Origin of the sequence: Ectothiorhodospira marina, from assembly GCF_900109495.1 — a bacterium.
Classification (GTDB): Bacteria; Pseudomonadota; Gammaproteobacteria; order Ectothiorhodospirales; family Ectothiorhodospiraceae; genus Ectothiorhodospira; species Ectothiorhodospira marina.
The window spans coordinates 1-17,537 of sequence record NZ_FOAA01000016.1 but is presented as its reverse complement, the minus strand read 5'-3'; the positions used below and the strand labels follow the sequence as shown (position 1 = coordinate 17,537).

Below are 17,537 nucleotides of genomic sequence, written 5' to 3'. Positions count from 1 at the left end.
TCTCCGGGAAGAGTGAGTGGGGTTGCTACCGGGCGGGTGATACGCCCAGATGTTGGTGCATCGCATCGCATCGCTTTACTTCTTTTTTGTTCTCACCCATATATCAGGTTCCCCTTGAGTCCCCATAGCAGCCAGGCCCCCAGCCCCACGATCACCGCCAGTGATCCCAGGTAGGCATGCCAGCCCAGCCCGTGATAGAGGTACCCCGGCAGAAACGAACCGGTGGCGCCTCCTGCGTAGTAAAAGGCAATGTACAACCCATTGACCACCCCCCGCTGCTCATGATTCCCCCGATTGAGTACGCCGGGGGCCAGCGAGTGGATCAGGAACATGCCGGCACAGAGCACGAACATGCCCAGGAACATTACCCAAACCGCGCTGCCGGTGAAGAACAACAGGGCGGCCAGGAATACCACCGTGCCCAGGATCATGGTGTTCACCGTGCCACCAATGTAGTCCGACAGACGCAGCGAGACCAGGGAGGTGACCACACCCATGAGGTAACCGGCGTACATCAGGGCGATACCCGTCTCATTCAGGCCCGTGCCCAGTTCCACCAGACGGAACGGCAGGAAGTTCAGCAGGGAAGCAAAGGCTCCGAAGGCGCAGAAGACCACCAGGTAAAGGCGTAGATAGGTGGGTTCGCGCAGGACCTTCATGATGGCGCCCAGCTCCAGCCGCTGAAAATTGGCTGGCGGGTCGTTGCGCAGTCGCTGCAGCAGCAGCGCACACAGGGCAATGGCGCCGGCCAGGCACAGGAATGACCAGCGCCAGCCCAGGTGGGTGGAGATCAGCCCGGAGGTCATACGGCCTAAAAAACCCCCCATGACGCTGCCGGCGATGTACAGGGCCATGACGCGTGCCACTTGGCCCGGCTGGGCGCTGGCACCCAGGTAAGTCATCAGCGAGGTGAGCATGGCCGGGATGATCAGCCCCTGTGCCAGGCGCAACACCAGCAGCCACTCAAAACTGGTGACGAAGAAGGCCAGGGCCTGGGTGGCGGCCAGCAGCCAGGTGGCCGTGATCAGCAGGCGTCGAGCCGAAAAGCGTTGTAGCAGGAAACCATAGGCAATGGGTGCGATTGCCAGGGGCAGCAGTGCCACGGTGATCAGGAGCGAGACCCGGGCTTCGCTCACCACGAAGGCATCGGCAAGCACCGGCAGCAGCGGCTGCGGGGCATACAGGGTGGAAAAAACCAGGATCGCGCAATACAGCACGATGGCAAGATGACGGGCAGGCAATGCGAATTCCCCGAAGCGATGCCCGGTTGCCGGGCGGGAGACAGGAAGGGTTGAAGGGCCAGCAAGCGGTCATTCGAGTGACCATGATACCCGAACTGACTCGGCTTGATCTGACGCTCGCGTCGATGTCCTCGGGTCTCCTCACGCAAGTGGCTTGCATGTCTTCGTGGCTATGCGACACTCATAGCAAGTCAATCCATCCATTCGCGGTGCGGCGCCCCTTCCTGCGTGCGCCGTGCGGGAGATCATGAATGAAACTCGAAAAGATCCTTTACGCCACCGATTTGTCTCCGGGTGCCGATGACGCCGGGCGCCGTGCCCTGCAACTGGCTCGGGACCACGGTGCCAACCTGCGGGTCATCAACGTGGTGAATGCGCCGGTGGTCAATGATGAAATCATGCGGCGCCTGCGCGGCAGCCCCGGTGACATGATGGCTGACCTGGCCGAAGCCACCGAAATGGCCATGCGCGACCGGATGCAAGCATTGGGGGCCTCGGATGAGGACGATATTGATTACCACTGCATTCAGGGGCAGGGTCACAAGCAGATCCTGGCGGAGGCCCGCACCTACGGAGCTGACCTCATGGTCGTGGGTTCTCACGGGGAGCGCACTCTGCAGGATGTCCTGCTGGGTACCACCACCCAGAACCTGGTACACCACACGGATCGCCCCGTTCTGGTGGTAAAACGCCCAGTTGATGGCCCATACGAACGTGTGGTGGTGCCTGTGGACTTCTCCAAGCGCACCCGTTCTGCCCTGGAACTGGGTGCATCACTTGCGCCTGGTCAGAAGCTCCATGCCGTGCACGCCCACAACCTGGATGCCCTGGATAATGTTCTGCGTAACCGGGTGGATCGTGGTGAGGTGGACCGGATCAAATCCGAGGTGAGCGCAGAGCGCCAACAGGAACTGGACGCCTTTCTGGTCAGTTGTGATGTGAGTCCAGAGCAGGTGGAAAGTCACCTGCGCATGGGGTATGCCCCGGATGTGCTGGATCGTGCGGTGCTGGAGTGGCAGGCGCAGCTGGTGGTCATGGGCACCCACGGGCGCAACCGGCTGCAGGACGCGCTGCTGGGCGGCGTGGCCCGGCGGGTGGTACACCAGGTGAAGGATGCCGATGTGCTGCTGGTCAGGGCCTGACGCCCACCCTCACCCCAACCCCTCTCCCATCAGCGGGAGAGGGGCCCAAGGTTCCTAGCCCTCAACACCCCCCATCAATCCGTCCCTGTCCTCAATATCTCCCCCGCTGCATCCGCCCCATCCCGGAACTGCAGGGCCGCCAGCCGGGCATACAGCCCCCCGGCTGCCACCAATTCGTCGTGGGTTCCCACCGCGACGATCTCCCCCTGATCCATGACCACGATTCGATCCGCCTTGCGCACGGTGGCCAGGCGATGGGCGATGATCAGGGTGGTGCGACCCTCCATCAACCGCTCCAGGGCCTCCTGCACCAGGCGTTCGCTTTCCGCATCCAGGGCGCTGGTGGCCTCGTCCAGTAGCAAAAGGGCCGGGTCGCGCAGAATGGCCCGGGCAATGGCGATGCGCTGACGCTGACCACCGGAGAGGCGTACCCCACGCTCGCCCAGATGGCTGTCAAACCCCTCCGGCAATTGATCCAGAAATTCACTGGCATGGGCGGCGTCAGCGGCGGCGCGGATCTGTTCCTGGGTAACTTCCTCCATGCCAAAGGCAATGTTTTCCCAGGCGTTGGCGCCGAAGATCACTGCATCCTGTGGCACCAGGGCCATGCGCTGACGCAGGGCTGGGGGGGCCGCCTCGCGCACATCCACGCCGTCAAAAAGGATTCGGCCCGATTCCGGGTCATAAAACCGTAATAGCAATTGCAGCACCGTGGATTTTCCCGCGCCGGAGGGCCCCACCAAGGCCACCTTCTCGCCCGGCTCCAGGGTGAGGGTGATGCCTGCCAGGGCAGGGGGTTCGGGCCTCGAGGGATAGCGGAACACCACCTGATCCAGAACCACCTGGCCCCGGGGTGGCTGTGGCAGCGCCTTGGGGTTGGGCGGTGGCTTGATGGTGGGTTCGGTGTCCAGCAGTTCCATGAGTCTTTCGGCGGCGCCGGCCGCGCGCAGCAGCTCACCAATGACCTCGCTCAGCGCGCCCACGGCGCCGGCCACCAGCACGGCGTAAAAGACAAAGGCCGCCAGTTGGCCATTGGTCATGCGCCCGGCCAGCACATCGTGCCCTCCCACCCACAGGACCAGGCTGATGGCGGTGAAGACCAGCAGCATGACCACCGCGCTGAGCAGGGCGCTGACCTGGGTGCGGCGGATGGCGGCATCGAAGGCCCGCTCCACCTGTCGACCGTAACGTACGGCATCCACTGCCTCATGACAGAAGGCCTGTACCGTGCGGATGCCGTACAGGGTCTCATCGATATAGGCACCGATATCGGCCACCCGGTCCTGCGTCTGGCGCGACAACTGACGTACGTGGCGCCCCAGTATCCAGATGGGGATGAATACCAGCGGCACCCCCATCATCACCCACAGGGTGAGTTTCGGGCTGGTAATGAACAGCATCACCAGGCCGCCGGCAAACAGCAAGGCATTGCGCATGGCAATGGCCAGTGTGGAGCCCACCACCACCTGTACCAGGGAGGTGTCAGTGGTCAAGCGGGAGATCACCTCGCCGGTTCGGGTCATTTCGAAAAAGGCCGGGTCCAGGCGCAGCACCTTGGCGAACACGGCTCGCCGCAGGTCCGCCACCACCCGTTCGCCGATCCAGGTGACCAGGTACAGCCTGATGGCGACCGCTACGGCCATGACCAGTACAACCGTCAACAGCAGTATCAGCGCCAGGTTGAGGGCAGCGGCATTGCCGGCGGTGAGCCCCCGGTCGATCACCAGGCGCAGCACGGCCCCAAAGGCCAGTACCGCACCTGAGCCCATCACCAGGGCCGTGATGGCGGCCAGTACGCGCCATCGATGAGGTCGCACAAAGTCCAGCAGCCGACCCAGAACCCGCACATTCAGGCTGGTGGGGCGGTCGGAAAGTTCGTTAGAGGCATGTTCAGACACGGGATGATGATTCCTGCAGTGGCGTGAAACGGGTTCATGTTAACGCAGCCGCGCCTCTCATGGGCCACCGTGGGAGCGGCCCTCGGCTGCGAAAGTTCCACCTGCGCCTTCCACCTGCAGCCCCGCACATTGGTCACGTCCCCGCGACTTGGTATGGTTTCATAGTCATCCTTCCTCCAAGGAGCCATCATTGTTCGATTGGCAGGCCCTCGCGGCCAGCGCCACCGCCTTGGGTGTATTCGGTTTTGCCGTGTACAGCGCCGGTCATGCGGTGATCTACAAACGCGACACCCGAGCGGTCATCGCCTGGGTGGGGCTGATCATGCTGCTGCCACTGCTGGGCTCCATCTTCTATTGGTTGCTGGGCGTGAACCGTATCGCGCGCCAGGCACGCGCCCTTCGGCCTGACGCGCTGCACCGTGAGTCGGCTCCCATGAACGGCGCCATGCTGGTGCCCGAACGCTGGCAACGCCTGGCCAGGGCCGGTGATGCCCTCAGCCCCTTCAACCTGATGGCCGGCAACCACCTGCAGGCCCTGGTCAACGGTGAACAGGCCTACCCCGCCATGCTCAGTGCCATCCATGAGGCCGGTGCCAGCGTCTGCCTTTCCACCTATATCTTCGATCATGATTGGGTAGGCCTCGAATTTATCGAGGCCTTGGCGGCGGCGGCCTCCCGGGGGGTGGCTGTGCGTGTGCTCATTGATGGCGTGGGTGCTCGCTACAGCCGTCGCAGCGTGGTGCGGGAACTGCGTTCACGCGGGGTGCCGGCGCAGTTGTTCCTGCCCATGCATCTGCCGCGCAGCCTGGCGGCGTTCAATCTGCGCAACCATCGCAAACTCTTGATCGTGGACGGCACCGTCGGGTTCACTGGCGGCATGAATATCCGTGAGGGACATCGACGTCGTGCCCCTTACCCCTATGCCATCCAGGACATCCAGTTCCAGTTGCATGGCCCTGCAGTGGTGCAGATGCAGACCATCTTCAACGAAGACTGGCATTTTGCCTGTGGTGAGCACCTGGCCGGCGAGGCCTTCTTTCCTGCCCTGGAGCCTGCGGGCGAGGCCCTGGTCCGAGGCGTGGTGGATGGTCCCGATGAACACCGAGATCCGCTGCGCCAGTTGATGCATACGGCCCTGGCCGAAGCCCAGGAGCGCGTGGCGGTGATCACGCCGTATTTTCTGCCCGATGATGTGCTCATGTCGGCGCTCAATGCCGCCGCGTTGCGCGGGGTGCGTGTGGATATCCTGCTCCCCTCCCGCAACAACCAGATGCTGGTGCACTGGGCTTCCCAGGCCCTGCATTGGCAGTTGCTGGAGCGGGGATGCCATATTTGGTTCACGCCGCCCCCCTTTGACCACACCAAGCTCCTGCTGGTGGACAGCCACTGGCTGCTGGTGGGCTCGGCTAACTGGGATCCGCGCAGTCTGCGATTGAACTTCGAGTTCGACGTGGAGTGTTACGACGTCGGGTTGGGCAGGCGACTGGCCGCCTGGGTGGACCAGCGCCTGGCCGATGCACGGCCTTTGACCCTGCGTGAGGCGGATCAACGCTCCTTGCCCATTCGACTGCGGGATGGCACGGCACGCCTGCTGACGCCTTATCTTTGATCAGGCAGGAACTCTCCGTGAAAGCCAAACGGCAGATGGAAGGGGAGGGTGGCTCGGGCCTGCTCCTCAAGGGTATGAGCATCCAGTACCAGCAGGCCGCTGGTGCTGGTGGCTGCCTCCAGGATCACGCTCAGCAGCACGCCATCGTCCTCATCGCTGGCCCCCGGCCGAGGCACGAACACCGGCTCACCGGGGTAGCAATCGGCCTCGTTCCAGATCAGATGGGTACCCTGGCGCACATCCACCTTGACCAGTTCGTCGGTGAGCGCACCGGGTACATGGTTGCCCGTGCCGTAGACATGGCGATAGTCTCGCCCGCTGCAGCGCTTCGCGTGAATACGCGGCAGCTCCAGGCCGCGCGCTGCGAGCCGGTTGCGAGTGGCCTTGCCCCGCTGTCTGTCCAGCGTGAAGCGCCATGCCTCTCCGCAGGCCGGCTCCTGCCAGCCTCGGCGCAGCGGCTCCAGATAGAGTCGGCGGATCACATCGTGGTCGGGATAGGCAGCCAGGTCCACCTGGAGTTGACCGGCCTCATCCTCGAAGGCATTGATATGGTGAAAGGCAAAGCAGGGCTCGCCCACGCAGGTGCCCAGGTGCGTGCCGCGGCGCTTGTCAAAGACCTGGAACCGGGTGCCCCGGTCCGGTTCCCAGCGGAAATTCTCGATGAAGGGCCGCCCCGTGAGTTGCATGTCCAGGGGGCGGAGCACCAGAGGGAATTCGCTCAGGATCAGATGGTTTTCGGTCACCGCAAAGCTGTGCATGTAGGCCGGCGTCTTCACCGGCAGGCGCGCAATGATGCGGCGCTGGCGACTGCCCGCGGGGATGCGGTACAGCAGGTACTCGCTGGTCAGCGCGAACTGTATCCCGAAGCCATAAAGATCGCCGCTGTGGCCGTCCGTCATCGGATGGGCCGTGCTCATGTGCAGCGTGGTGTTGTCCGTGAAAGGCAGCACGCCCCGGGTTTCCAGGGTGTGCGCATCGAAGGCCACGGGGACGGGCGTTTCGGTGAGGCACACGGCATGGCCCGCCAGGTGGACGATGTTCACATTGGCGTTGTCGGTGAGGTTGGGGTGGAACATGCCCCGCAGGCGCTTGAGCAGGGGGCGGTTGGTGTCGGTGGCAAACCCGGAGCCTTCGATGCGGCCGCTGCGCTGGGCCTGCTCCAGGGTGCGGGTGACCAGGTGCCGGTTACGAAACCCCACGCGACCCTCCCGCAGGGTGAATGCCTGCAGCATGGCCAGGCCATCGAACCAGTGTCGGCAGCGATAACCGCCCACCTCGAACAGGCCCGGACCATTGCGCAGCAGCACCCCCTCAAGCCAGTGGGGCAGTTGCCCACGCAAGGGCAGGGACTCTTGTTCCAGTTCCCGTGCCTGAGAGGTCAGGCCCAGGTGATAGCCAACCGTTGCCGTCATATCAACCCTCGCTCCGCGAACGATACCAGTTCATCGCCGACGATGATGTGATCCAGCACGCGCACATCCACCAGTCCCAGGGCGTCGCGCAGACGCTCGGTGATGCTCTGGTCGGCGCGGGAGGGCTCGGCAATGCCCGAGGGATGGTTGTGGGCCAGGATCAGGGCCGCGGCATTGTGATGCAGGGCCCGGCGCACCACCTCCCGAGGGTGGACGCTGGCCCCGTCAATGGTGCCACGAAACAGCTCCTCAAAGGCCAGCACCCGGTGACGGTTGTCCAGGAACACGCAGGCAAAGACCTCGAAGGGGTAGTCCCTGAGCCTTGCTGCCAGGTAACGACGGGTGTGCTCCGGGCTGGTGATGGCATCGCCCCGCTTGAGGCTCTCGGACAGGTGACGGCGGCCCATCTCCAGCACCGCCTGTAGCTGGGCGTACTTGGCCTCGCCCAGGCCCCGGGCGCTGCAGAAGTCCTTGATGTCCGCCTGCAGCAGCGGTCTGAGTCCGCCAAAGCGACTGAGTAGATCCCGGGCCAGATCCACGGCAGTAAACCCGGTCACGCCGGTGCGCAAAAAGATGGCCAGCAATTCCGCATCGGACAGGGCCTCGGGCCCCTGGGCCAGGAGTTTTTCCCGGGGCCGCTCACTGGCGGGCCAGTCGGTGATTCGCATGGTTCAACCTCCTTGTCTGTCGTCTCTTTCGATGATGAAAGACACGCTCCAAGCCCCTCTCCCCAGTGGGGAGAGGGGGTGGGGTGAGGGGCGAGGACCGGCACAGTGCCTGTCTCGCCCCCTCATCCCCGGCCCTTCTCCCCCGAGGGGAGAAGGGAGTGTCTGTTGCTGCATCTGGTTCCTTTACGTTAAACCCAGGCCCGTCACTGGACAATGCTCCGATGAAGGGGGCGTTCCCGGGCCGCCTGCAGCAGGGCGGCAGCGCGATAGGCCCCGTGCACGAACTTGCTGTAGGGGATCATCACGAAGAACCCCAGCACCGTGCCCAGATGCAGGGCCAGCAGCAGGCCCATGGCCGGGGTCTCCCGCAGGGCCATGAGGATGAGGCCCGTGGCCGCCGTGGCAAACAGCAGCGCCAGCAGGGCGTAGTCGGCAGGCAGGGTCTCGCTGGCGGTGGGTTCGGGGTCGGCCCCCCGTTTCACCCACACCAGGCCCGCTGCACCCACGATCATCCCAAGCCCACCCACGGTGCCCAGCAGGTTGGGCAGGCTGAAGAAGGGGTAGGGGGCCTGCCACTCGAGGAAGTGGTGATAGCCCGCAGCCACGGTGGTGGCGGCCAGGCAGAGCATAAAGCCGTAGAACAGGGCGTGATGGAAGCGTCGCCGGGCCTGACTGGAACGCTGATCGTGATCGTTGCAGCCCCCACCACCGCCTCCCAGATTGCGCAGGGTGAACAGGTCCCGGGCGGCCGCGGGCAGGGCGTGCCATACCGGAATGGTTGGTGGCCCCTGGGTGCTGATGTCCCGCCAGTAGCGCATCACGCTCACCATCACCGCCAGCATGGAGAAGCCTAAGGTAAGGGTTGCCACCGCACTCATCACCCCCCAGGGGATGACCCGATAGAACGCCCCCTCGGCCTGGTGGGTGGCGAACAGGGTGTCGAAGGGGACCAGCATCAGGGTGAGCAGGGGGATGAGCAGCGTGGCCCCCAGGCTGACCAGCGTGGTGGCCAATCCACTGCGGGCCAGCAGTGCGGCCAGAGGGCGGGGCCAGGCGTAACGCTGGTAGCTCTGTGTGCGGCGACGGGCCAGGGTGGCGGGCACGTTGATGGCGAACGCATGGGGCGGCGCATACTGGCAGGCATACCAGCAGGCGCGGCAGTTGTGGCAGAGGTTGGCCAGGTAATCCAGATCGGCGCGGGTGAGATCAGGCCGGCGTTCCGAGGCGGGGAAGACGTCGCACAGACCGGTGCAGAAACCGCACACGTTGCACAGCTGCATCACCCGGCGGGGTTCGGCGTCTGTCTCTGGTTCGGGGTGTTTGTCGGAGTGGGTCAGCGACTCCATCTCTGCTGCTATCCCAAATTGGCCGCGGCAAACTCCCAGTTCACCAGCTTGTCCAGAACCGCCTTTACGTAGTCTCCGCGGCGGTTCCGACTGTCCAGGTAGTAGGCATGTTCCCATACATCGATGGTCAAGAGCGGTTTCACCCCCTCTGTCAGCGGGATATCCGCATTGGCCGTGTTCGTGACAGCGAGGCGACCGTTGTCTTCAACCAACCATGCCCAGCCGCTACCGAACTGCGTGGTCGCCGCGGTTGCCAGCGCATCTTTGCAGGCCTCAACGGAACCGAATGATTGTTCCATCCTCGCTTTAAGTTCGGTTGGCGGCTCCCCTCCACCCGTTGGGGATAAGCTGTTCCAGTAGAACGTGTGATTCCAGGCCTGGGCGGCATTGTTGAAAATGGCCGCCTTGTCGGGCTGACCTGCAGTCGTCAGGATGATCTCTTCAAGTGATTGATCGGCCATGCCCGTTCCGGCCACAAGCTTGCCGAGGTTGGCCACGTAGCCTGCATGATGCTTGCCGTAGTGATAGCTCATTGTCCGTGCGGAAATAACCGGGGCCAGCGCCCCTTCATCGTAAGGCAAGGGTGGCAGACTCAGTGGTGAGCGAGTGGTCGGTAATTTTGCAGCCATTGACGGGGAGGCGTTTGCCACAGTCGGCAAGAAACCTGCGATACCCAGGGCAACCGAGTGTGCGAGAAAACTGCGTCGATTGATATTGATCATCGTTATCCACCCTTTCATCAGCACGCGGCTAGCGTGCCTGCTCAGGCTAGCTTGAATGGCCCCTTCTCTCAAGGTCATTCCTGCGACGGGCGGGTTGAAGGCTCAAGGCCAATGTTGCATATCAACAGGATCTATGATCCCGTATCAGATCCGAACCTCTGATGGAGGAGTTGCACAATGGTAGAGGGCTCGCCACCCCCGACGAGGTTAAGTTCACCCTCCAGAACCGCGGGCCTGAGTACGGCGTTCGTGGCACTGGCGGCGCTATGCTGGGGCATCTCGGGTGGGATCGGCGGGATTCTCACGGACCAGAACTGGGATCCGATTGTGGTGTCCTTCTACCGGGGTGCCATCGGGCTGTTGTTTGTTCTGGTCTGGCTGGCGGTGCGTCCGCGCGGCAGCGGGTTGGCAAATCCCCGATTATGGGTCTGGTCGGCAATTGCTGGTGTGGGTGTGGCTGGCAACTTCGCATTCTATTTCATCAGCATTGCCGAGGGCAGTGTCGCGGTTGCGGCGACCCTGATGTACTGTGCACCGGTTTTTGTCTACCTTGTGTCCTTTGCACTGAAGCTTGAAAGGCCCACCCTGATCAAGTGGGCAGCGATCGCGATGGTCATGATGGGCATCGTGTTGCTTACAGGTGTTTATAAAGTAGGCGCGGGTGAAGTGACCCTGATCGCCGCAGGCGCCGGACTGCTCTCCGGGCTGTCCTATGCAATATTCATCTTTGGCTTCAAATACGCGGCACCGCATGGCAGCCCACAGGCGATTCTTGTGATCGCCTTCACGGTGCTTGCCATCTTGCTTTTCTTGCTGGGCGATGCCGAGCAGACCGCGGCAGTGCTGCAAACACCCAGTTGGCCACTGTTTGTGGTATTGGGTGTGCTTGGCGCTGGATTATCTTTCATTTTCTATATTGTGGGTCTTAACCATACTGCGCCAGCTGTGGCGTCCATCGTGGCGATGGTGGAGCCGGTCACCGCCTCGCTATTCGGCGTTGTGCTTTTAAATGAAACCCTGGGCGCTCTACAGGTTTTTGGCATGGTACTGATCCTGTTAACGGTCACCGCCCTGAGCGTGCATTCAAGAGCGGATTAAGAAAAGGAAAAGCGGAAAAGGGGACAGATTTATTTTTCCCTTGTTTTGGGAAAAACAAGGGAAAAATAAATCTGTCCCCTTTTCCGCGAAACCCGTATCGACGAGTGGAGATTCATGATTCGAGGCGTTATCTACGACAGGTTGATCCTTAAACTCACCTCGCGCTGGTATGCCGAGGTGCTGGAGCGGATGCCCGACGGTGCGGTGCTGCTGGATGTGGGCATTGGCACGGCGGGGGCACTGATGGCCAACGCCGGGCGGTTGAGGGACAAGGCGCTGCACGTGGTGGGCATCGACATTGATGCCGATTATGTGGATCGCGCCCGGCAGCGGCTGCGGGGGTCGTCGGTGGAGGATCGGGTCCAGGTGCGACTCGAATCGGTCCATGAACATCGGGGCGGGCCCTACGACACCGTGTACTTTTCCGCCAGCTTCATGCTTCTGCCCCACCCGGAACAGGCCCTGCGGCATTGCTGCGACCTGCTGAACCCCGGCGGGCGCATCTTCTTCACCCAGACCATCCAGGAACGCCGCTCACGCTGGATGGAAACCTTCAAGCCGTGGCTCCGGCGGCTGACCAGCATCGATTTCGGACGGGTCACCTACCGGGAAGACCTGGAGGCGCAGATCCGCGGCGCCGGACTGGCGGTTGAAACGTTCACGGTGCTGTCCCGGCACGGCCATCGGGCCTCCTGCCTCATTGTGGCGCGTCCGACGGACGGGTCTTAGCATGTTGCATGGGCTTCTTTTGCCGCTCGACGCGGGAGGCTCGAGTTGTTCGGTTGGTTTTACCCCGTCCCAGAGGGGGATGTTCAAGTGGCCTGTTCGTCATCAGCGACCACGCGGTTGCGGCCTTCAGCCTTGGCGCGATACAGAGCACGGTCGGCGCGCTTGAGCATGGATTCCAGGGTTTCATCGCCTGCCCCATCGAAGGTGGCCATGCCAAAACTCATGGTAATGCCGATCTCGTGCGCGTCGATTGTTACCGGCGCAGATGCGATGGCCTCGCACAGTCTCTCGGCAATGGCCCTGGTGCGATCTTTTCCACAGGCGTCCAGCACGACGACGAACTCCTCACCACCGTAGCGACCCACCCATTCGCCTTTGCGAAGCGTGGCTCTCAGTCGTCTGGCCACTTCCCGTAACACCTCATCGCCGGCATGATGCCCGTGCGTGTCATTCACTGGCTTGAAGAAGTCGATGTCGCCCAGCACAATGCTCAGGGGTTCTCCAAGGGAGCGGGCACTAGCGAGCAGGCTCTCGGAACGCTCGAGAATTGCGCCACGGTTGAGCAGACCGGTGAGGGGATCCACCGTGGCGCGATTGATCAGCACTTCGGTCGCTTCGTGTCGAGTCAGGATGCTGGTGAGGCGGTCGGTCAGGTAGCCACCGAAAAGCCGGATAAAACGATGGTCCAGGTCACTGAACGCTTCGTGTCGGGCAGCCACACTGAGCAGTGCGATGCAGCGTTCCTCACGCAGAAGTGGCAAGACCTGAATCTCTCTCACACCCGACGAAGTGATTGATGGGGGTGGCTCGGGTGCGATGTTGGGGGCTTCCGCGACCGGAATGAGGCGCGGCCGGAGCGTTTCCAGCAAGGCGGCATCCCACTCGGGCAGCTCGGCGATGTTGGTCACGACGGCTTCACCCCGTGAGGCCTCCACCAGCAGATGGTTGTCGTTCCGCAACAAGACCAGGCGCCAGCTGGCGGCGTTGGCGAAGTACTTCCACTTTCGCGCGACGCTGCCTGCGATCCGCTCGATGTCCTCTTCTGCCTGTATGTCGGTGAGCAGCGAAAACAGCGCCTCATAGCGGACCAGTTGCTGAGTGGTTCGCTCGTTCCAGTGGGAACCTTCGCTTGTTTTCATCTCAGATGACTTGGCCGGACTCAATCAGAGAATGGCCCGGTATTGCGGGTCGAGGTCGAGTCGCAGTGAGCTCGTGTAGATGTTGAACATCATCGCCATGTCGATGACCGCAATGACCTCACAGATTTCCTCACGACTGAAGCCCTCATCCATGAGCTTTCCGAAGTCGGCATCGTCGAGATCATTCGGATTCTCCACCACCTTCATTGCAAACTCGACCACATGGGCGTAATAGGGTGGCAGATGATCGCCGGACTCTGGTTGGAGAAGGGCCTGAAGGTCCTCGAATGCGAGTGCCTTGTCCAGGCTTAGCACGCTCTGGGCGTGACAGGCGGAGCAATAACGAGCCCCGTTTCGGGCTGACACCGTAAATACGATCATTTCCTTGAGTGGCAGGGGCAGGTTGCCACCGAACAGCGTGCCTTTGGCGCGCTGCCAATAGGCCCTGGCCAGTGAAGCGCTGTGACCGAGGCTCTTGAGCCAGACGGGGACTTCGGTGGCACCCGTGGTGGCCATGAAATCGCTGTAAACCTTGCGCACCTCATCGCTTGCCGATTCGTATTCAGTCAGGGTGTACCGCTGCATGTCACACACTCCATCATGATCATGTTGTCCAAGTGCCAGCCAAAGTCCCGCGAACTCTCTGGGATCGTGGCCCACTCGGGCCCGAAAGTCCATCGCATGCCATCGTCAATCGGCCCTGTCAATGACGGCCCTCCATAGGACCGCCCGGTGCCGCTGTCGCACCGGCAATGCGGCCGAAGACGGCGCCGATGGTCAGCGCGGCCCCGGCCACATAGCCGGTGCCCAGGATCGCCGGCGACATGACCATGCCAGCGGCCAGTAGCGTCTGGCAGGCCGGGCCCTGGCTTCGGCGGATGCGTCCCTGGTTGTCCACGCTCAGGCCATGGCCGGTGAAGGTCACGCCGGGGGCCATGGTGTGGGCGAAGTAGGGCGGCTGGGTCAGGGGCAGGGCGCAGCGGCTCTTGGGGGGCTCCAGTCCCTGGGTGTGGTGTGTCTCGGGATCATCGCCACCGGGAACCAGCGCCTGATGATAGCGTTCGACGGTGTTCACCAGGTTTTGCGGCGGTACGCCCAGCTGCATGGCCAGGGCCTCCAGCGTGTCGGCCACGACCGGCGCATAAATGGATGTGGGGGCCCGGGCATGACCCGGCGCATCCAGGATGAGATGGGCCCGGGCATCGGGGCGCTCGGCCACCCAGCGGCCCCAGGCCGAGTAGCGCCTCGGGGAGATGATCTCGCCCTCATCCCGAAAGCGATGCCCTTGGGTGTCCACCACCAGCCCCCAGGGCATGCCATCCACCCGGGTGACGATGCCGCCGTCGGCATCGGGTGAGCGGGCATTCACCGCCACCAGGTGGCAGGCCCCGGGCACACCGCTGGGGGCCGCCCCCTGGCGCAGCAGCGACAGCAGCAGCTCACCCCGTACATGCGGACTGCCACGAATGATGAAGCCCCGGGCCGCGTCGCCACGGACGGCGGCCAGGGCCTCCCGGTCGGCCTGGTAGCCGCCGCTGCAGATGATGATGCGGCGGGCGCGTAGCGTCAGTGGCCGATCATGGTGATGGGCCTGGATCTCATGCACCTCCCGGTCTTCCAGGACGAGATCCTTCACCCGCGTATCCTGGAGGATATCCACACCCAGGGCCTCGGCACGGCCAAACAGCGCATTGATCATGTTGCGCCCACCGCCCAGGAAAAAGGCCGTCTTGCGCGACCAGGGCAGGGTGCCCTGAGCCGGCCGCTCGAAGTGCACGCCCTGGGCCTGCATCCAACCCGGCAATGCCAGCGAGCCCTCGGCCAGGGTGCGCGTGAGGCACCCATCGCAATGGCCCTGGCTGGTCTGGCGCAGGTCATCGATGAATTCCTCCACTGTGTAGCGGCCGGGGAACAGGGGCGAGGGTTCATTGTGGGCGATGCGCAGGTTGCGCGAGTGGCGGGAGTTACCGCCCCGCTGATAGGCCGGCGCGCGGTCCACCATCTGCACCGTGGCCCCGTGCTCACGCGCCGAAATGGCAGCGCACAGGGCAGCCAGGCCACCGCCGATCACGAGGATGTCATGGATTTGTGGGGGCATTCCGTGGTCGCTGAAAGGTCCGCTTCGATGTCCGGGGGGCGTCGCCTAGGGTGTTTGTACACCATATAGGGGTAAGGGACGAGGGGGCGGTGGCCCGCAGATAAGGCGCTGTTATCATGTGGGGCATGCCCGATGCCGGGTGCCTTCAGGTTGCTCCTGGGGTCACCTGGCTGCCATACGTCCCAGAGTCCAGTAGACCCATGACCGAAAAAACCATCACCAAGACCGAGATCCTCAATAACGTCTACACCGCGCAGGACCACGAGCAATTGAGGGAGGCCTACAAGGCCTGGGCGAGCGATTACGACAGTGATCTGGTGGATCGCTTTGGGTATGTTGCCCACATCAGCAGTGCCAAGGCGATCGACCAGGCCCTGGATGGCCGGCATGACGCGGTGATCCTGGATGCTGGCAGTGGCACAGGCCTTGTTGGCCAGGAGTTGGCAAAGCTTGGTTACCGGACCCTGGACGCCCTGGACTATTCCCAGGACATGCTCGATCAGGCACAGAGCAAGGGCATTTATCGTTCCCTGATGCAGGCGGACATGAAGCAGCCGCTGCCCATCGCCAACACCACCTACGACGCGGTGGTGTGCACGGGCACCTTCACCTATGGCCACGTGACCGGGGAGGCGTTTGCCGAGTTGATCCGTGTGACCCGGCCCGGTGGCGTGATCGTCTTCACTGTGCGCGAAGGTGCCTATGAGGAATACGGTTACCGGGCTGCCATGCTGGAACTGGAAACCCGGGGTGCATGGGAACTGGTGAGTTTCCACGACACGCCGTACCAGCTGAAGGAAGGCAATACCTGCAAGCTTTGCACTTATCGGGTGCCCGAGTCGACGTGAGGCAGTCTGATGGCTGGCTTGGTGAACGTGCGCTCGGTAGCGAGGACATTCAATGAACTATTCCCAGATCCTTGAGGCCTTGAACAAGGCGTCGCTCTTCGAACTCTATCGTCTCCAGCAAGCCATTCAGCGGAACCTGGAAGACCCACAAAGGATCCTGCAGATCCGGCGCGCGCTGAAGGTGGGGCAGGAGATCGAGTACTTTGATGCGCAGCAAAACCGCCTGATCGAGGCCAGCATCATCGAGTTGAAAAGCACCCGGGCCCTGGTTGCCGACCGCCACGATGGCCAGCGCTGGAGCATCCCGCTTCACTTCATCAACCTCGATGGCGCCGATGTGGCCATCTCGAACCCCGGCGGCAAACTGGACCGCAATACCCTCCGGATCGGCGACAAGGTGGCCTTCAAGGACCGCAAGGGGAATGAGCTTTTCGGGGAGGTGACCAAGCTGAACCCGAAGACAGCCGCAGTGCGGGTAGGGACAACGCACTGGAGGGTCGGTTATGGTCTGTTGTCCTCGATCATCGAAGGCGAGGCGGGGGGCGAATCGAAGGTCATCGACGGGCATGTGCTGCCCAAGCCATGAGTCGCCATGTCGAAACAGAACCGGAGCAGTTTCAGGCGACTTACACCCCGCCGCCCCGGTGCCAGCTCTGCGGGCGAAACGTGGAGCATCTGACGCGCCACCATCTTATTCCCAGGGCCCGTCACCGGAATCGGCGCAATAAGCGGATGTTTGATCGTGCGGAAGTTCGGGAGCGGATCATCTGGGTTTGCCGCCCGTGTCATAGCCAGGTGCACCGGGTGCTGGACGAGAAGACCCTGGAGCGGGAATACAACACCCTGGAGGCGCTGCTCAGCCACCCAGACATCCGCACGTTCACCCAATGGATTGCCAGCAAGCCCGATGGTTTCAAGCCGAAAGGTGGGCGGAAGTAGTGCGCCCTGACAGAATAACCTCGTCCATTCTCGCAAATTGAATAGAAAGCAACTCAATGGCCATCAAAAAATCCGAGCTCTACTCCTCCCTCTGGGCCTCATGCGACGAGCTGCGCGGGGGGATGGATGCCAGCCAGTACAAGGACTACGTCCTGTTCATGCTGTTCATCAAGTACATCTCGGACAAGTACGCCGACTCCGATGACTTTGCCCCACCGGTGATCATCCCCGAGGGGGCCAGCTTCGTCGATATGGTCCAGCTCAAGGGTAAAAGCGACATCGGTGACAAAATCAACACCCGCATCATCCAGCCGCTGATCGAGGCCAACCAGCGCCTGGCGCGCAGCGACTTCCCCGATTTCAACGACCCCAACAAGCTCGGCGAAGACAAGGCGATGGTGGATCGCCTGACCAATCTGATCAGCATCTTCCAGAAACCGGAGCTGGATTTTGCTAAGAACCGCGCCGAGCACGACGACATCCTGGGCGATGCCTACGAGTACCTGATGCGCCACTTCGCCTCCGAGAGTGGCAAGAGCAAGGGCCAGTTCTATGCGTAGACCGCTGAAGGTTGCCACCCATTCCACGTGAAGCCTGCCACCCGGACCGGGGCAAAGCTGCCACCCATCGGAGCGTAGCGACGCGGGG

Annotated in this window: 16 protein-coding genes and 1 pseudogene; 8 read left to right on the top strand and 9 right to left on the bottom strand. The window is 62.7% G+C overall.

Annotation, left to right across the window (positions count from 1 at the left end; genetic code table 11):
* Nucleotides 1-92 precede the first annotated feature (92 nt).
* Nucleotides 93-1,241: an MFS transporter gene (locus BMY52_RS12510; RefSeq protein WP_090254925.1), complete on the bottom strand. Its 1,149-nt coding sequence runs from the start codon at nucleotides 1,239-1,241 to the stop codon at nucleotides 93-95.
* 251 nt (nucleotides 1,242-1,492) lie between these two features.
* Between BMY52_RS12510 and BMY52_RS12505 the strand changes: the two genes are divergently transcribed.
* On the top strand, nucleotides 1,493-2,383 hold the full coding sequence (locus tag BMY52_RS12505) for a universal stress protein (RefSeq protein ID WP_090254924.1): 891 nt from the start codon (nucleotides 1,493-1,495) through the stop codon (nucleotides 2,381-2,383).
* A 74-nt stretch (nucleotides 2,384-2,457) separates the two neighbouring features.
* On the opposite strand, the gene BMY52_RS12500 is transcribed toward BMY52_RS12505, so the two are convergent.
* Complete coding sequence (locus BMY52_RS12500) at nucleotides 2,458-4,281, bottom strand: ABC transporter transmembrane domain-containing protein (RefSeq protein WP_090254922.1); 1,824 nt, start codon at nucleotides 4,279-4,281, stop codon at nucleotides 2,458-2,460.
* 190 nt (nucleotides 4,282-4,471) lie between these two features.
* Between BMY52_RS12500 and BMY52_RS12495 the strand changes: the two genes are divergently transcribed.
* Complete coding sequence (locus BMY52_RS12495) at nucleotides 4,472-5,890, top strand: phospholipase D-like domain-containing protein (RefSeq protein ID WP_090254920.1); 1,419 nt, start codon at nucleotides 4,472-4,474, stop codon at nucleotides 5,888-5,890.
* Here the strand turns inward: BMY52_RS12495 and BMY52_RS12490 are convergent.
* The 4 genes from BMY52_RS12490 to BMY52_RS12475 form a co-directional block, all read right to left on the bottom strand.
* Entirely contained in the window at nucleotides 5,881-7,302 is a 1,422-nt protein-coding gene (locus tag BMY52_RS12490; RefSeq protein WP_090254918.1) for a carotenoid oxygenase family protein, read from the bottom strand. The genes BMY52_RS12495 and BMY52_RS12490 overlap by 10 nt on opposite strands.
* Complete coding sequence (gene radC / locus BMY52_RS12485; protein ID WP_090254916.1) at nucleotides 7,299-7,970, bottom strand: RadC family protein; 672 nt, start codon at nucleotides 7,968-7,970, stop codon at nucleotides 7,299-7,301. Before radC ends, BMY52_RS12490 begins: the two co-directional genes overlap by 4 nt.
* Before the next feature lie 203 nt (nucleotides 7,971-8,173).
* Nucleotides 8,174-9,316, bottom strand: coding sequence for a tricarballylate utilization 4Fe-4S protein TcuB (gene tcuB, locus BMY52_RS12480; protein WP_090254915.1), 1,143 nt, complete (start codon nucleotides 9,314-9,316; stop codon nucleotides 8,174-8,176).
* An 8-nt stretch (nucleotides 9,317-9,324) separates the two neighbouring features.
* Nucleotides 9,325-10,038: a superoxide dismutase gene (locus BMY52_RS12475; RefSeq protein WP_090255017.1), complete on the bottom strand. Its 714-nt coding sequence runs from the start codon at nucleotides 10,036-10,038 to the stop codon at nucleotides 9,325-9,327.
* Between the two features lie 177 nt (nucleotides 10,039-10,215).
* Between BMY52_RS12475 and BMY52_RS12470 the strand changes: the two genes are divergently transcribed.
* Together BMY52_RS12470 and BMY52_RS12465 are read left to right on the top strand one after the other, a co-directional pair.
* Nucleotides 10,216-11,136 carry a DMT family transporter gene (locus BMY52_RS12470; RefSeq protein WP_090254913.1) on the top strand — a complete coding sequence of 307 codons (921 nt, stop codon included), beginning with the start codon at nucleotides 10,216-10,218 and terminating at the stop codon, nucleotides 11,134-11,136.
* Nucleotides 11,137-11,253: 117 nt separating this feature from the next.
* Nucleotides 11,254-11,865: a class I SAM-dependent methyltransferase gene (locus BMY52_RS12465; protein ID WP_177169960.1), complete on the top strand. Its 612-nt coding sequence runs from the start codon at nucleotides 11,254-11,256 to the stop codon at nucleotides 11,863-11,865.
* An 83-nt stretch (nucleotides 11,866-11,948) separates the two neighbouring features.
* On the opposite strand, the gene BMY52_RS12460 is transcribed toward BMY52_RS12465, so the two are convergent.
* The 3 genes from BMY52_RS12460 to tcuA all read right to left on the bottom strand — a co-directional run bounded on the left by BMY52_RS12460 (nucleotide 11,949) and on the right by tcuA (nucleotide 15,102).
* Nucleotides 11,949-13,004 (bottom strand): GGDEF domain-containing protein, encoded by a 1,056-nt coding sequence (locus tag BMY52_RS12460; protein WP_090254909.1) that lies wholly within the window; start codon nucleotides 13,002-13,004, stop codon nucleotides 11,949-11,951.
* A 24-nt stretch (nucleotides 13,005-13,028) separates the two neighbouring features.
* Nucleotides 13,029-13,589, bottom strand: a complete 561-nt coding sequence (locus tag BMY52_RS12455; RefSeq protein WP_177169958.1) for a carboxymuconolactone decarboxylase family protein — start codon at nucleotides 13,587-13,589, stop codon at nucleotides 13,029-13,031.
* A gap of 118 nt (nucleotides 13,590-13,707) precedes the next feature.
* The gene (gene tcuA / locus BMY52_RS12450) at nucleotides 13,708-15,102 is read right to left on the bottom strand and encodes an FAD-dependent tricarballylate dehydrogenase TcuA (protein ID WP_177169957.1); all 1,395 of its coding nucleotides are present in this window, start codon (nucleotides 15,100-15,102) and stop codon (nucleotides 13,708-13,710) included.
* Nucleotides 15,103-15,302: 200 nt separating this feature from the next.
* Here tcuA and BMY52_RS12445 point away from each other — a divergent pair, with 200 nt between their 5' ends.
* The 4 genes and pseudogenes from BMY52_RS12445 to BMY52_RS12430 all read left to right on the top strand — a co-directional run.
* Complete coding sequence (locus tag BMY52_RS12445) at nucleotides 15,303-15,950, top strand: class I SAM-dependent DNA methyltransferase (protein ID WP_090254905.1); 648 nt, start codon at nucleotides 15,303-15,305, stop codon at nucleotides 15,948-15,950.
* Between the two features lie 52 nt (nucleotides 15,951-16,002).
* Nucleotides 16,003-16,536, top strand: a complete 534-nt coding sequence (locus BMY52_RS12440; protein ID WP_090254903.1) for a hypothetical protein — start codon at nucleotides 16,003-16,005, stop codon at nucleotides 16,534-16,536.
* Entirely contained in the window at nucleotides 16,533-16,889 is a 357-nt protein-coding gene (locus BMY52_RS12435; RefSeq protein WP_090254900.1) for an HNH endonuclease, read from the top strand. The genes BMY52_RS12440 and BMY52_RS12435 overlap by 4 nt, the downstream gene beginning before the upstream one ends.
* 56 nt (nucleotides 16,890-16,945) lie before the next feature.
* Nucleotides 16,946-17,443, top strand: a pseudogene (locus BMY52_RS12430) (type I restriction-modification system subunit M N-terminal domain-containing protein); the annotation flags it as partial.
* Nucleotides 17,444-17,537: the final 94 nt, after the last annotated feature.

What these genes read in the sequence shown, in the direction of transcription:
- BMY52_RS12505 (WP_090254924.1), top strand. Translation starts at nt 1,493, where the DNA reads ATGAAACTCGAAAAGATCCTTTACGCCACCGATTTGTCTCCGGGTGCC.
- BMY52_RS12490 (WP_090254918.1), bottom strand. Translation starts at nt 7,302, where the DNA reads ATGACGGCAACGGTTGGCTATCACCTGGGCCTGACCTCTCAGGCACGG.
- radC (WP_090254916.1), bottom strand. Translation starts at nt 7,970, where the DNA reads ATGCGAATCACCGACTGGCCCGCCAGTGAGCGGCCCCGGGAAAAACTC.
- tcuB (WP_090254915.1), bottom strand. Translation starts at nt 9,316, where the DNA reads ATGGAGTCGCTGACCCACTCCGACAAACACCCCGAACCAGAGACAGAC.
- BMY52_RS12475 (WP_090255017.1), bottom strand. Translation starts at nt 10,038, where the DNA reads ATGATCAATATCAATCGACGCAGTTTTCTCGCACACTCGGTTGCCCTG.
- BMY52_RS12470 (WP_090254913.1), top strand. Translation starts at nt 10,216, where the DNA reads ATGGTAGAGGGCTCGCCACCCCCGACGAGGTTAAGTTCACCCTCCAGA.
- BMY52_RS12460 (WP_090254909.1), bottom strand. Translation starts at nt 13,004, where the DNA reads ATGAAAACAAGCGAAGGTTCCCACTGGAACGAGCGAACCACTCAGCAA.
- BMY52_RS12455 (WP_177169958.1), bottom strand. Translation starts at nt 13,589, where the DNA reads ATGCAGCGGTACACCCTGACTGAATACGAATCGGCAAGCGATGAGGTG.
- tcuA (WP_177169957.1), bottom strand. Translation starts at nt 15,102, where the DNA reads ATGCCCCCACAAATCCATGACATCCTCGTGATCGGCGGTGGCCTGGCT.
- BMY52_RS12445 (WP_090254905.1), top strand. Translation starts at nt 15,303, where the DNA reads ATGACCGAAAAAACCATCACCAAGACCGAGATCCTCAATAACGTCTAC.
- BMY52_RS12440 (WP_090254903.1), top strand. Translation starts at nt 16,003, where the DNA reads ATGAACTATTCCCAGATCCTTGAGGCCTTGAACAAGGCGTCGCTCTTC.
- BMY52_RS12435 (WP_090254900.1), top strand. Translation starts at nt 16,533, where the DNA reads ATGAGTCGCCATGTCGAAACAGAACCGGAGCAGTTTCAGGCGACTTAC.